The 13,694-nt window shown below is 70.3% G+C and carries 9 protein-coding genes; 6 read left to right on the top strand and 3 right to left on the bottom strand.

The features are described 5' to 3' along the window. Window positions 1-80: 80 nt before the first annotated feature. From CGR01S_RS11085 to CGR01S_RS11095, 3 genes are all read left to right on the top strand, one after another. Window positions 81-2,057, top strand: a complete 1,977-nt coding sequence (locus CGR01S_RS11085) for a DNA topoisomerase IV subunit B (protein ID WP_042426705.1) — start codon at window positions 81-83, stop codon at window positions 2,055-2,057. Window positions 2,058-2,143: 86 nt separating this feature from the next. Continuing rightward, on the top strand, window positions 2,144-4,492 hold the full coding sequence (gene parC, locus CGR01S_RS11090; RefSeq protein ID WP_042426710.1) for a DNA topoisomerase IV subunit A: 2,349 nt from the start codon (window positions 2,144-2,146) through the stop codon (window positions 4,490-4,492). Window positions 4,493-4,592: 100 nt separating this feature from the next. Continuing rightward, the gene (locus CGR01S_RS11095; protein ID WP_042426713.1) at window positions 4,593-6,395 is read left to right on the top strand and encodes a methyl-accepting chemotaxis protein; all 1,803 of its coding nucleotides are present in this window, start codon (window positions 4,593-4,595) and stop codon (window positions 6,393-6,395) included. A 54-nt stretch (window positions 6,396-6,449) separates the two neighbouring features. Here CGR01S_RS11095 and CGR01S_RS11100 read toward each other — a convergent pair whose 3' ends face one another. Together CGR01S_RS11100 and CGR01S_RS11105 are read right to left on the bottom strand one after the other, a co-directional pair. Continuing rightward, window positions 6,450-7,445 (bottom strand): M48 family metalloprotease, encoded by a 996-nt coding sequence (locus tag CGR01S_RS11100; protein WP_042426715.1) that lies wholly within the window; start codon window positions 7,443-7,445, stop codon window positions 6,450-6,452. A gap of 10 nt (window positions 7,446-7,455) precedes the next feature. Beyond that, window positions 7,456-8,034, bottom strand: coding sequence for an SH3 domain-containing protein (locus CGR01S_RS11105; RefSeq protein WP_156967554.1), 579 nt, complete (start codon window positions 8,032-8,034; stop codon window positions 7,456-7,458). A gap of 92 nt (window positions 8,035-8,126) precedes the next feature. Between CGR01S_RS11105 and CGR01S_RS11110 the strand changes: the two genes are divergently transcribed. Genes CGR01S_RS11110 through CGR01S_RS11120 form a run of 3 tightly spaced genes read left to right on the top strand, consistent with a single transcriptional unit; the run spans window position 8,127 to window position 12,714 of the window. Beyond that, window positions 8,127-8,957, top strand: coding sequence for an SDR family oxidoreductase (locus CGR01S_RS11110; protein WP_042426721.1), 831 nt, complete (start codon window positions 8,127-8,129; stop codon window positions 8,955-8,957). A 32-nt stretch (window positions 8,958-8,989) separates the two neighbouring features. Continuing rightward, window positions 8,990-10,081 (top strand): TRAP transporter substrate-binding protein, encoded by a 1,092-nt coding sequence (locus CGR01S_RS11115; RefSeq protein ID WP_084690647.1) that lies wholly within the window; start codon window positions 8,990-8,992, stop codon window positions 10,079-10,081. Next, entirely contained in the window at window positions 10,078-12,714 is a 2,637-nt protein-coding gene (locus CGR01S_RS11120; protein ID WP_042426725.1) for a bifunctional diguanylate cyclase/phosphodiesterase, read from the top strand. Before CGR01S_RS11115 ends, CGR01S_RS11120 begins: the two co-directional genes overlap by 4 nt. Here the strand turns inward: CGR01S_RS11120 and CGR01S_RS11125 are convergent. Then, window positions 12,703-13,602: a DMT family transporter gene (locus CGR01S_RS11125; RefSeq protein ID WP_042426728.1), complete on the bottom strand. Its 900-nt coding sequence runs from the start codon at window positions 13,600-13,602 to the stop codon at window positions 12,703-12,705. The genes CGR01S_RS11120 and CGR01S_RS11125 overlap by 12 nt on opposite strands. Between the last annotated feature and the right edge of the window lie 92 nt (window positions 13,603-13,694).

The raw sequence follows: 13,694 nt of genomic DNA on the forward strand, positions 1-13,694 counted from the left end.
GGCGCACGCGGCGCTCAGGCGCCGCAAAGGCTGTTTGTTTATCCAGCATTCCGGCGCGGCGCCCACTACAATTCGCGCCCATGGCAGTCAAACCCACCCCCGCACCCGCGTATTCCGAAGGCTCGATCCGTGTGCTCAAGGGCCTGGAGCCCGTCAAGCAGCGCCCGGGCATGTACACCCGCACCGACAACCCCCTGCACATCATCCAGGAGGTGCTGGACAACGCCGCCGACGAGGCGCTCGCCGGCTTTGGCAAGAAGATCAAGGTCACGCTGCATGCCGATGGCTCGGTCAGCGTGGAGGACGACGGCCGCGGCATCCCCTTTGGCCTGCACCCCGAGGAAAACGCCCCGGTGGTGGAGCTGGTGTTCACGCGCCTGCACGCGGGCGGCAAGTTCGACAAGGGCCAGGGCGGGGCCTACAGCTTCTCGGGCGGCCTGCACGGCGTGGGCGTGTCGGTGACCAACGCGCTCTCCACCCGGCTGGAAGTGGCCACGCACCGCGAGGGCCAGGTGGCGCGCCTGGTGTTCGCGGGCGGCGACGTGATCGAGCCCCTGGTCGCACGCCCCCTGGAAGCCGGCGAGCGCAAGCAGGGCACCACCGTGCGCGCCTGGCCCGACGCGCGCTACTTTGAGTCGAGCCAACTGCCCCTGGGCGAGCTCACCCACCTGCTGCGCAGCAAGGCCGTGCTCATGCCCGGCGTGGCCGTCACCCTGGTCAACGAGAAAACCCGTGAAACCCAGACCTGGCAGTACAAGGGCGGCCTGCGCGACTACCTCTCGCAGACCCTGAGCGCGGACCCGGTCATCCCGCTGTTCGAAGGCGAGGGCTTTGCCGACAGCGGCCACGAGAGCTTTGCCGAGGGCGAGGGCGCCGCCTGGGCCGTGGCCTTCACCGAAGAGGGCGCGGTGGTGCGCGAGAGCTACGTCAACCTCATCCCCACCAGCGCCGGCGGCACGCACGACAGCGGCCTGCGCGACGGGCTGTTCCAGGCCGTCAAGGGCTTCATCGAGCTGCACGGCCTGCTGCCCAAGGGCGTCAAGCTCATGCCCGAAGACGTGTTCGCGCGCGCCAGCTACGTGCTCTCGGCCAAGGTGCTGGACCCGCAGTTCCAGGGGCAGATCAAGGAGCGCCTCAATTCGCGCGACGCCGTGCGCCTGGTGAGCAGCTTCGTGCGGCCTGCGCTGGAGCTGTGGCTCAACCAGCATGTGGAGTACGGCAAGAAGCTGGCGGAGCTGGCCATCAAGGCCGCGCAGACGCGCCAGAAGGCCGGGCAGAAGGTGGAAAAGCGCAAGGGCAGCGGCGTGGCCGTGCTGCCCGGCAAGCTCACGGATTGCGAAAGCCGCGACCTGGCCTACAACGAGCTCTTCCTCGTCGAGGGCGACAGCGCGGGCGGCAGCGCCAAGATGGGGCGCGACAAGGAAACCCAGGCCGTGCTGCCGCTGCGCGGCAAGGTGCTCAACACCTGGGAGGTCGAGCGCGACCGTCTGTTCGCCAACACCGAGGTGCATGACATCTCGGTGGCCATCGGCGTCGATCCGCACGGGCCGCAGGACACGCCCGACCTCACGGGCCTGCGCTACGGCAAGATCTGCATCCTGTCGGACGCCGACGTGGACGGCTCGCACATCCAGGTGCTGCTGCTCACGCTGTTCTTCCGCCACTTCCCCGGGCTCATCGAGGCCGGGCATATCTACGTGGCGCGCCCGCCGCTCTACCGCGTGGACATCCCGGCGCGCGGCAAAAAGCCGGCCGCCAAGCTCTACGCCCTCGACGAGGGCGAGCTCGACGCCATTCTCGACAAGGCCGCCAAGGAGGGCGTGGCGCGCGAGAAATGCCAGATCAGCCGCTTCAAGGGCCTGGGCGAGATGAACGCCGAGCAACTGTGGGAGACCACGCTCAACCCCGACACCCGCCGCCTGCTGGCGGTGCAGGTGGGGGCGCTGGGCGTGCCGGCGACCGAGGCGCTGATGACGCAGCTCATGGGCAAGGGCGAGGCGGCCGCGCGCCGCGCGCTCATGGAGCTGCATGGGGACGCGGTGGAAGTGGATGTCTGAGCCCGCTGCCGCCCTGCAGGAAGATATTGGAAGTTTTCGGGTTTTGCGCTTTTCCAGCAAGCGCTGACCGCTCTTATTTTTGAAGCATGACCGACCAACCCGTTCTCGATTTTTCGGCCCCTTCGGCGAGCGATGACTCCTTGGGCGGCTACGCCCAGCGCGCCTACCTCGAATACGCCCTCTCGGTCGTCAAGGGCCGCGCCCTGCCCGATGTGTGCGACGGGCTCAAGCCCGTGCAGCGGCGCATTCTCTACGCCATGGAGCAGATGGGCCTGGGCTACGGCGGCCCGGGCGGCAACACGCCGGCCAAGCCGGTCAAGAGCGCGCGCGTGGTGGGCGACGTGCTGGGCCGCTTCCATCCGCATGGCGACCAGTCGGCCTACGACGCGCTGGTGCGCCTGGCGCAGGACTTCAACCAGCGCTACCCGCTGATCGACGGCCAGGGCAACTTCGGCTCGCGCGACGGCGACGGCGCCGCGGCCATGCGCTACACCGAGGCGCGCCTGAGCAAGATCACCCGCTTGCTGCTCGACGAGATCGCCATGGGCACGGTGGACTTCCAGCCCAACTACGACGGCAGCACGCTGGAGCCGCGCCAGCTCCCGGCGCGCCTGCCGTTTGCCCTGCTCAATGGTGCCAGCGGTATCGCCGTGGGCCTGGCCACCGAAATCCCCAGCCACAACCTGCGCGAGGTGGCCGACGCCTGCGTGGCGCTGGTGAAGAACCCGCAACTGTCCGACGAAGAGCTGTTCACGCTGATCCCCGGGCCGGACTACCCCGGCGGCGGGCAGATCATCAGCACGAGCAGCGACATCCAGGACGCCTACCGCAGCGGGCGCGGCAGCCTCAAGGTGCGCGCGCGCTGGAAGATCGAGGAGCTGGCGCGCGGCCAGTGGCAGATGGTGGTGACCGAGCTGCCGCCGGGGGTGTCGGCGCAGAAGGTGCTGGAAGAGATCGAGGACATCACCAACCCCAAGGTCAAGGCGGGCAAGAAGGCGCTCACGCAGGAGCAGACGCAGCTCAAGGCCAGCATGCTGGCCGTGCTCGACGGCGTGCGCGACGAGTCGAGCAAGGACGCGCCCGTGCGCATCGTCTTCGAGCCCAAGACGGGCAAGGTGCCGCAGCAGGAGCTCGCCACGGCGCTGCTGGCGCACACCAGCCTGGAGACCTCCGCGCCCATCAACCTCACCATGGTGGGGCTGGACGGCAAGCCCACGCAGAAGTCGCTGCGCCAGATGCTGGTGGAGTGGGTGGAGTTTCGCCAGCAGACCATCACGCGGCGCAGCCAGCACCGCCTGGGCAAGGTGCTCGAGCGCATCCACATCCTCGAAGGGCGGCAGATGGTGCTGCTCAACATCGACGAGGTGATCGCCATCATCCGCGCGGCCGACGAGCCCAAGGCGGCGCTGATGGAGCGCTTCCACCTGAGCGAGCGCCAGGCCGAGGACATCCTGGAGATCCGCCTGCGCCAACTCGCGCGGCTCGAAGCCATCAAGATCGAGCAGGAGCTGGCCGAGCTGCGCGAGGAGCAGGGCAAGCTCGAAGACATCCTGGCCCACCCGGCGTCGCTGCGCCGCCTGATGGTCAAAGAGATCGAAGCCGACGCCAGGCAGTTTGCCGATGCACGCCGCACCCTCATCCAGGCCGAGAAAAAGGTGGTCGCCGAGCTCAAGGTGGTGGACGAGCCCGTCACCGTCGTGGTCTCGCAAAAAGGCTGGGTGCGCACGCGCCAGGGCCATGGCCACGCCGTGGACAGCTTTGCCTTCAAGGCGGGCGACGCCTTGTACGGCACCTTTGAATGCCGCACGGTCGATCCGCTGATCGTCTTCGGCAGCAATGGGCGCGTGTACTCCGTGCCCGTCTCCAGCCTGCCCGGCGGGCGCGGCGACGGCCAGCCCGTGACCACGCTGATCGAACTGGAGCCGGGCACGCAGATCCGCCACTTCTTTGCCGGGCCGCTGCAGGCGCAGTTGCTGCTCGCCGGCACGGGGGGCTATGGCTTTCTGGCGCTGGTCGAGCACATGGTCTCACGCCAGAAGGGCGGCAAGGCCTTTGTCACCCTGGGCGAGGGCGAGAGCCTGTGCGCCCCCGCGCACGCCGCGGGCAGCAACGCCAGCACGCCCCTGGCGCCGGCCACGCATGTGTGCTGCGCCTCGGTGGGCGGACGCATCCTCACCTTCGAGATCGGCGAGCTCAAGCAGATGGCCCATGGCGGGCGCGGGCTCATGCTCATCGACCTGGACGCCAAGGACAGTCTGGCGGGCGTGGCGGCCTACACGCGCAGCGTGCGCATCGCCGGCCTGGGGCGCGGCGGCAAGGAGCGCGAGGAGCAGCTCGAAATCCGCAGCCTCAACAACGCCCGCGCCCTGCGCGGGCGCAAGGGCAAGGCCGCGGACCTGGGTTTCAAGCCGGCCGCCGTGCTGCGCGTGGAGTGAACCGGCAGGTGTAGACGCGCGCCAAACTGCGTAAACTCAAGGTCATGGTATTTGCACTCTGTTGCATATCTGCCATGGTTTAGCACTTAGGAGATACACCATGCTGTCCAACCTGCGTACGGCCCACAAGCTGTGGCTGGCCGTTCTGCTGATCGTCGTCATGCTGGTCTCGGTGGTGGGTTTTGCGGGCTACCGCTCGTCCCAATCCCAGGCGCAGGCCGACGCCATCCTCAAGGAACTGGCCCTGCGGGTCGAGTCGGCCATCCTCTGGAAAGGCCTGACGGAAACCAATGCCGCGCGCACGCAGGCCATGATCGTGAGCAGCGATCCGGCCGTGGGGGCCGAGTTCAAGGACGCGATCGCCGCGACCTCGGCGCAGATCAGCGAAGTGCAGAAATCGCTCGAAGGCATGGCGCTCACGGATGCCGACAAGGCGCAGATGGCCAAGATCGCGGCGGCGCGCGCCGCCATGCTGGACTTGCGCAAGAAAGCCAACGAGATCAAGGACCAAGGGCGCGCCGACGAGGCCATTGCCCTGGTCAAGCAGTCGTACAACCCGGCCGTGGCGGCCTACCTGCAGTCGCTGCGCGAGTTCGTGGACCTGCAGCAGCGCTATTCGCGCGAGCGCCAGACGGATCTGGGGGCGGACCGCCTGCGCACCGTGCAGTGGGCCGCCGGCATGGTGGCCCTGGTGCTGCTGGGCATCGTGGTGGGGGCCTTCTTCCTGATCCGCAGCATCGAGCAGCCCCTGCTGCAGGCGCGCCTGCTGGCCGAGCGCATCGCCGGCGGCGACCTGAGCGCGCGCGAAACCATCACGCGCAGCGACGAGTTCGGCCAGCTCCTGCATGCGCTCTATGCCATGAGCGGTGCGCTGGGTCGCATGGTGCACCAGGTGCGCCAGAGCACCGACAGCATCGCCACCGCCAGCGCCGAGATCGCCCAGGGCAACCACGACCTCTCCGCGCGCACCGAGCAGACCTCGAGCAATCTGCAGGAAACCGCGGCCGCCATGGAGCAGTTCACCAGCACCATCCAGCAAAGCGCCAGCAGCGCGGCGCAGGCCAGCAGCCTGGCCAACGGCGCGGCCAGCGTGGCGCGCAAGGGCGGCGAGGTGGTGGCGCAGGTGGTCTCGACCATGGAGGACATCCAGCACAGCAGCCGCAAGATTGCCGACATCATCGGCGTGATCGACGGCATCGCCTTTCAGACCAACATCCTGGCGCTCAACGCCGCCGTGGAAGCGGCGCGCGCGGGCGAGCAGGGCCGCGGCTTTGCCGTGGTAGCCTCCGAGGTGCGCGCCCTGGCCGGGCGCTCGGCCGAGGCGGCCAAGGAGATCAAGCAGCTCATCGGCGTGTCGGTCGAAAAGGTCGAGGCCGGTTCGCAACTGGTGCAGAACGCGGGCAGCACCATGCAGGACATCGTGCAGTCGGTGCAGCGCGTGACCGACATGATCGGCGAGGTCACCGCGGCCAGCACCGAGCAGAGCGCGGGCATCGCCCAGGTGAACCAGGCCGTGGGCCAGCTCGACCAGATGACGCAGCAGAACGCCGCCCTGGTCGAGCAAAGCACGGCCGCCGCGCAAAGCCTGCGCGAGCAGGCCGAGCAACTGGCGCAGGCTGTGGCCGTGTTCAAGGTGGGCGAAGAGGGGGCGGGCGTATTCCACGCCGCCCCGCCCGTGGCGCGCGCACCGGTGGCCGCACCGGCACCTCGGCCGGTCAGTGCCCCGGCGCCAGCGCGCGCGAGCGCAGCCGTGCGCGCCCCGGCGCCCAAGGCAGCCGCCAGCCTGGCCCGGCCGGCAGCGCCTTCCGCACCGCGCGCGGCGGCTGCGCCCAAGCCGGCAGCGCCCAAGCCGGCCGCGGCCGCGCCGGCCCCAGGGAACGACGACGACTGGGAAACCTTCTGAACGCCAGCGCTGCGGCGGCGTGCGCAGGCCGCGCACCCGCGCCGCCGCCGTGGCCTACTTCTTGGCCTTGCGCGCTGCGGCGGGCACGGGCGCCGCAGCGGGTGCCGCCTGTGCGGCCGGTGCCTGGCCCCCCAGGCGTTGCGCCAGGGTTTTCTCCGGCCCGGGCGGCAGGCCGTCGAGGCGGCGGCCCATGGCCTGTTCGAGCTGGTCCAGGCGCGACTGGGCGGGCGGGTGCGTGGCCAGCGCCAGGGTGAACAGCGGGTTGTCCGGCGTGGCGGTGCGCAGGCCCTGCAGCACGGCCACCAGGCCGTAGGGGTCGAAGCCCGCGCGCGCGGCCAGCACCACGCCTTCGCGGTCGGACTGGTATTCGTCCGCCTGGTCCAGGCCGCGCGCATACAGGTTGCGACCCAGCGCCAGGACCTGCGAGGCCACCAGATTGCCCACGGCATTGGTGCGGATCTGCGAGGCCACGAGCTGCGTGAGCACGCCCGACTGCGCCGTCTTGCGCATGGCATGGAGATGGTGCTTGGCCGTCACATGCGTGATCTCGTGCGCCAGGATGCCGGCGAGCTCGGCCTCGTCGGCGCAGGTGTCGATCAGGCCCTTGGTCACGAACACATAGCCGCCGGGCGCGGCAAAGGCGTTGTAACCCTTGTCGTCGAGGACGATGAAGGTCCAGGGCAGGCCGGGGCGTGCGGACTGCAGGCTGATCCAGCGGCCGAGCTGGTTCACGTAGCGCTGCAGGCGCATGTCGGGGTGCAGCGGCTTGCTGCCCAGCAGCACGGCGGCCAGTTGGCGGCCGATCTCGATCTCGCGCGCCTCGTCGATGTTCTCCACCGAACGCGACAGCAGGCTGATGAGGTCGTCCCCCTGGGGCTGGGCGCTCTGGCCGGTGACGGCGCCCAGCAGGCCGCCGCCGGAGCTGCCGCCCAGGGAGTTGAGCAGGTTCATCACACCGCCCTGGGCCTGGCCCAGAGCGGGTGCCAGGCCCAGGGCCAGGCACAGGGCGCCGGCCCGGAGGGCGCGCGCGGCAGGAAGTCGTGCAGGCATGGCGGGCTCCTCAGTTGGCGTAGGTGGCATCGGGGGTGGCGGCGGGGGTCGTGCTGGCCGGGCGGGGCGGCTCGGGCAGGGGCTCGATGCTGCGCGCGTGCAGGGCGGCGCTGCCGGCGAACTGGCGCGCCTGGTCGGCAGACAGGCGCATCTTCTCGGCCTCCTGCACGGCAGCGGGGTTGGGCTGGGCGTTGGCGATGTCCTCGGCGCTCAGGCCGCGGATGCCCACCGTGGAGGTCGCCGTGGTCGTGCTGCCGCCGCCGAACAGGCCGCCCAGGCTGCGCAGGCCGCCTGCCGTGCTGTTGCCCGCGGCGGCGGCGGGCTGTGCGCCCAGGTCGAACATGTGCACCCAGCCGGCCGTGCCCTGTGCGGTGCGCACCTTGACCCAGGAGCCCTGGCGCTCGCCGGTGCGCGCCACCGCGCTGGCGGGCGCCAGCTCGCCCAGGCTGGCGGACTGGTCGCCCGGCGCTGCGCGCAGCGCCGTGGCGCGCTTGACGGTGGCCTCCTGGGCCTGCGCCAGCGCTGCAGCGCCGCACAGCCCCCATACCACCAGTGCCCGGGCCAGGGCATGCCACAAGGGTCCTCTCATCGAAACCTCCATTTTTATATGATGTGCCACCGCTTCCCCCGTGCGCACAGCGCCTGGGCTCTGCGGCCGGACAAGAACGACAGGAGATTGTTATGGATTTGGGAATCGCCGGCAAATGGGCGCTGGTGTGCGGCGCGAGCAAAGGCCTGGGGCGCGGCTGCGCCCAGGCGCTGGTGCGCGAGGGCGTGAACCTCGTCATCAACGCGCGCGAGCCGGGGGTTTTGCAGCAGACTGCTACTGAATTGCTAGCTGCTGGCGATGAATCTGCGGGCGCTACAGGCCAAAAACATGCAAAACCGCAGGTGCTGTGCGCGCCTGCCGACATCACCACCCCCGAGGGCCGCGCGGCGGTGTTCGGCGTGCCGGGCGGGCCGGGGCGGGCCTTTGACATCGTGGTCACCAACGCGGGCGGGCCGCCGCCCGGCGATTTCCGCGACTGGGGGCGCGAGGCCTGGCTGCAGGCGCTGGACGCCAACATGCTCACGCCCATCGAGCTGATGCGCGCCACCGTGGACGGCATGGCCGAGCGCGGCTTCGGGCGCATCGTGAACATCACCTCCAGCGCGGTGAAGGCGCCCATCGACATCCTGGGCCTGTCCAATGGCGCGCGCAGCGGGTTGACGGGGTTCGTCGCCGGGGCGGCGCGCAGCCGCCTGGCCGCGCGCGGAGTGACGATCAACAACCTGCTGCCCGGCAAGTTCGACACCGACCGCCTGGCCGCCACGCTCACGGCCCAGGCCGAGCGCAGCGCGCGCACGCTGCCCGAGGTGCGCGCCGCGCACATGGCGCAGATTCCGGCCGGCCGCTTTGGCACGCCGCAGGAGTTCGGCGCCATTTGCGCCTTCCTGTGCAGCGTGCATGCAGGCTATATTACCGGCCAGAACTGGCTGGCCGACGGGGGCGCTTACCCGGGCGTGCACTGATCCCTCCACAAGCCGGACGACCCCAGGAAAGCATGCCCATACCGCTTCGTTCGCTGATTCCGTTGCCCGGCCGCTGGCCCGCCGCCCTGCGTGGGCTGGTGGGCGGCGCCCTGTGCCTGGCCCTGTGCAGCGCGCCGGTGCGCGCCGCCCCCCCCGAGTACCAGTTCCGCGTGGTGGGCGGCCTGGCCGGGGTGAGCCAGTTCACCCAGTGGGAAGAGCCTTTCTGGACGCGCGAGCTGCCGCGCATGAGCGGCGGGCGCTTCAAGGCCGACATCGTGCCCTTCGACCGCGCGGGCATTTCGGGCGACGACATGCTGCGCCTGTTGCAACTGGGCGTGGTGCCGTTCGGCACCGTGCTCATGAGCAGTCTCACGGCCAGCCATCCGCAGTATTCCGCGCCCGACCTCGCCGGGCTCAACCCCGACATGGCCAGCGCGCGCGCCAGCGTGGCCGTCTTCCGGCCCTACCTGGAGCACAGCCTGCGCGAGCAGCATGGCGTGCAATTGCTGGCCCTGTACGTCTACCCGGCGCAGGTCGTGTTCTGCAAAAAGCCGTTTGCCGCGCTGGCCGACCTGGCCGGGCGGCGCGTGCGCGTTTCCTCTGCCGGGCAGGCCGATTTTCTCGAGGCCCTGGGCGCCAAGCCGGTGCATACGCCCTTTGCCCAGATCGTGGCGCATCTGGAGTCGGGCAGCGTGGATTGCGCGGTCACGGGCACACTCTCGGGCAACGGCCTGGGCCTGCACGAGGTGACGCGCTACCTGCACGCCCTGCCGCTCAACTGGGGCGTGGCCCTGTTTGCCGTCAACCAGAACACCTGGGAGTCTTTGCCCGCCGACTTGCGCAGCCTGCTGCTGCGCGAGCTGCCCAAGCTGGAGGCCGCCATCTGGAACGAGTCCGAGCGCGATACGGCCCAGGGCATTGCCTGCAATACCGGCCAGGCCGCCTGCACCAAGGGGCGCCTGGGCCGCATGGCGCTGGTGCCGGTGGCGCCAGGCGACGAGCGCCGCCGCCAGGAGATCTTTGCCGCCACCGTGCTGCCGCGCTGGCTGCAGCGCTGCGGCCAGAGCTGCGCCGCCGTCTGGAACCAGACCATAGGCCCCGCGCGGGGGATTCCTGCGCGATGAGGCGTCTGAACCCCGCCCGCATTCCGCTCTACGTCTGGCTGCTGGCGGCGGCGTTCGTCGCCGTGCTGGCGGCCGCAGCCACGGGGCTGCTCTGGAACATGCGCGCCACCGCCCTGCGCAGCAGCGAGCAGCTGGCCGAGCACATCCTCTCGGACGTGGAGGCCTCGCTCAACCGCAACCTGCTCTCCATCGACCTGCTGCTCTCGGGCGTGCAGGACTTGCTGCGCCTGCAGCCGGTGGCCGATGCGCAGAGCGACAGCCGCATGCTCTCGCTGGTCTCGCGCGACAACCTGCTGGTCGGCCGCCTGGCAGTGCTCGACGTGCAGGGCCGGGTGCATGCGGCCTCCGGCCCGGGAGGGGTGCAGCAGGACTTTGCGTTGCCCCCGGGTTTTCTGGCCGCGGCGGCGGCGGCGTCCGTGCAGCGCCTGCACATCAGCGCCGCCTCGCGCAGCTTTGCCACGGCCCAGCAGGTGTTGTACTTTGCCCGGCCCATGCAGGGGCGCGACGGCCCGCGCTGGGTGGTGGCCGAGGTGCCGCTGGCCAAGATGTCGCATGGGGCGCAGGGGCACGACCTGTCGGGCCTGGAGATCCTGTTCGAGAAGAATGACGGCCAGCGCCTGCTGGCCGTGCCCGACCTGCCACCGCTGGCGCCGGCGAATGCGGGCGCCGCCGCCACGGCAGTGCCCGAGCCCGTCTGGGGCACGCCAGCGCGCCTGAGCGGCGTGCCTGCGCTGGTGCTCTCGCGCCAGTTGGTCTACCCGGGGCTGCGCGTGTCCGTCAGCCTGCACGAGGCCCAGGCCCTGCAGCGCTGGCGCGCCGAGCGCGATGCCGTGGTGGTGGTAACGCTCTTGTTCTGCGCCATGGTGCTGCTGGCCGCCGCGGTGACGGTGGCGGTGTTCCGCCAGATCAGTGCGGCACGCCAGGACACGGCTGCCTCCAAGGCCCTGCTGGACCAGGCGCTGGAGGCCATGGTGGGCGGCTTCATGCTGCTCGACCGCCAGAACCGGCTGGTGCACTGGAACCGCCGCTACGGCGAGCTGTTCCCCTGGGTGCGCGCCATGCTGGCGCCGCAGCTGCCGTTCCGCAGCCTGCTGGAGGCGGCGTCCGCGCATGTGCTGCCGGGGGGCAGCGCCGTCGAGCGGCAGCAGTGGGTGGAGGAGCGCCTGGCCCTGCAGCAGCAGGCCGCGGGCACGCATGACCTGCTGCTGCCCGACGGGCGGTGCATCCAGGTGCTGGAGCGGCGCACGCCCGAAGGGGGCATGGTCATCACCTACCACGACGTCACCGACCTGCGCCGGGCGCGCGAGGAAATCGAGAGCCTCGCCTTCTATGATCCGCTCACCGGGCTGCCCAACCGGCGCCTGCTGCTCGACCGCCTGAGCCAGGCCATCGTGCTCGCCCAGCGCTCGGGCCGCATCGGGGCCCTGCTGTTCCTCGACCTGGATCACTTCAAGGCGCTCAACGACACCAAGGGCCACGAGGTCGGCGATGCGCTGCTCCAGCAGGTGGCCCAGCGCCTGCTGGGCAATGTGCGCGTGGCCGATACCGTGGCGCGGCTCGGCGGGGACGAGTTCGTCGTCATGCTCAGCGATCTCTCGGCCGATAGCCAGGAGGCCGGCGCCCAGGCGCAGCGCATCGGCGACAAGGTCTTGCGCTGCCTGGGCGAACCCTTCCAGCTCGGCGACTACGTGTACGAGGGCGCGGCCAGCGTGGGCGCCACGCTGTTTGGCGCCCATGCGGAAACGGCCATCGAGCTGCTGCGCCGCGCCGACATCGCCATGTACCAGGTCAAGGCGCAGCGCGGCAATGGGCTGTGCTTTTTTGATCCGGCCATGCAGACGGCCATCAACGAGCGTGCGCAACTGGAGTCCGACCTGCGCCACGCCCTGGCGCGCGGGCAATTGCAACTGCACTACCAGCCGCAATGCCGGCCTGACGGCAGCATCGTGGGCGCCGAATGCCTGCTGCGCTGGCCCCATCCCCAGCGCGGCATGGTGCCGCCGGGGCAGTTCATTCCCGTGGCCGAGAACAGCGAACTCATCCTCGCCATCGGCCGCTGGGTGCTGCAGACGGCCTGCGCGCAACTGGCCGCCTGGCAGCACCAGCCGCAGTGCGCGCACCTGCAACTCTCGGTCAACGTGAGCGCGCGCCAGTTCCGCCAGAGCGACTTCGTGCACCAGGTCGTCGAGACCCTGCAGACCACCGGCGCGCGCGCCCACCTGCTGACGCTGGAGCTCACCGAATCGCTGGTGCTCGACAACGTCGAGGACACCATCGAGAAGATGCACCAGCTGCGCACCAAGGGCGTGCGCTTCGCCGTGGACGACTTCGGCACGGGCTACTCCTCGCTGTCCTACCTCACGCGCCTGCCGCTGCACCAGATCAAGATCGACCAGTCCTTCGTGCGCAACCTGGGCATGCGCCCGTCGGACGACGTCATCGTGCAGACCATCATCGGCATGGGCCGCAACCTGGACCTGGAGGTCATCGCCGAGGGCGTGGAAACCCAGGCGCAGAAGGACATACTCGCCGAGCACGGCTGCGACCTGTACCAGGGCTACCTGCTGGGCCGGCCCGCGCCCGTGCAGGCGCTGCAGGCCCTGCTGCAGGGCGTGAGCGCCTCAGCGGCGTGACGACACCACGATGCCGCCCACGATGAGGGCGAAGGCCACGGCGTGGAACACGCGCGGCGGCTCCCCCAAAAAGGCCGCCGACAGCAGGGCGGCAAACAGCGGCGTGAGGTTGGAGAAAAACCCCGCCACCGCCGGCCCCGCGCGCTGCACGCCCACGCCCCAGCAGCGGTAGGCCAGCACGGCCGGCCCGACGGCGATGAAGACCAGCGCCGCCGCCAGGGGCCAGCCCCAGTCGATGTGCGTGTGGCCCAGCGCGCCCTCCAGCCCCGCAAAGGCCCCCGACCAGCCCAGGCCGAACACCAGCTGCGCCATCAGAAAGGCGGCCCAGTCGGTGCGCACGCCCGCCGGCTCGCTGGTACGCGCCAGCAGCCAGCTGTAAAACGCCCAGGCCAGCGTGGCCAGCAGCATGAACATGTCCCCGGGCACCAGCCGCAGGGCCAGCAACTGTGCCCACTCGCCGCGGCTGAGCACGATCAATACCCCGGCCATGGACAGCAGGGCCCCGGTGAACTGCTGGCGCGTGACCGGCGTGCCGAAGCACAGGGCGCCCACGGCCAGCATCCATACCGGAATGCTCGAACCCACCAGCGTCACGTTGATGGGGGTGGAGGTCTGCAGCGCCAGGTATTGCAGCGCGTTGTAGCTGCCGATGCCCAGCAGGCCCAGCAGCGCATAGCGCCGCCAGTGGCGCCACAGCGCGTGGCCGGGGCGCAGCACCCCATGGCCCAGGGGCAGCAGGATGGCAAAGGCCAGTACCCAGCGCAGGAAATTGAGCAGGCTGGGCGAGATCAGCTCGTGCACCAGCCGCCCGACCACGGCATTGCCCGCCCAGAGCAGGGGCGCGGCCGCCAGCAGCAGTGCCGTGCCTGGCGTCAATGGTTGATTCATGCCCTTACTGTAACGGCCTGTGCTGCGCGCCGCAGTGCAGCGCGGCGGGAACCATGGCACCATGCTGGGTGTTGTTTGCCGCAGGAGAAATG

Origin of the sequence: Comamonas granuli NBRC 101663 (genome assembly GCF_000739995.1) — a bacterium.
Lineage (GTDB): Bacteria > Pseudomonadota > Gammaproteobacteria > Burkholderiales > Burkholderiaceae_C > Simplicispira > Simplicispira granuli.

Coding starts and splice junctions, on each gene's coding strand:
- CGR01S_RS11125 (WP_042426728.1), bottom strand. CDS start 13,602: ATGAATCAACCATTGACGCCAGGCACGGCACTGCTGCTGGCGGCCGCG.
- CGR01S_RS11105 (WP_156967554.1), bottom strand. CDS start 8,034: ATGAGAGGACCCTTGTGGCATGCCCTGGCCCGGGCACTGGTGGTATGG.
- CGR01S_RS11120 (WP_042426725.1), top strand. CDS start 10,078: ATGAGGCGTCTGAACCCCGCCCGCATTCCGCTCTACGTCTGGCTGCTG.
- CGR01S_RS11110 (WP_042426721.1), top strand. CDS start 8,127: ATGGATTTGGGAATCGCCGGCAAATGGGCGCTGGTGTGCGGCGCGAGC.
- CGR01S_RS11095 (WP_042426713.1), top strand. CDS start 4,593: ATGCTGTCCAACCTGCGTACGGCCCACAAGCTGTGGCTGGCCGTTCTG.
- parC (WP_042426710.1), top strand. CDS start 2,144: ATGACCGACCAACCCGTTCTCGATTTTTCGGCCCCTTCGGCGAGCGAT.
- CGR01S_RS11115 (WP_084690647.1), top strand. CDS start 8,990: ATGCCCATACCGCTTCGTTCGCTGATTCCGTTGCCCGGCCGCTGGCCC.
- CGR01S_RS11085 (WP_042426705.1), top strand. CDS start 81: ATGGCAGTCAAACCCACCCCCGCACCCGCGTATTCCGAAGGCTCGATC.
- CGR01S_RS11100 (WP_042426715.1), bottom strand. CDS start 7,445: ATGCCTGCACGACTTCCTGCCGCGCGCGCCCTCCGGGCCGGCGCCCTG.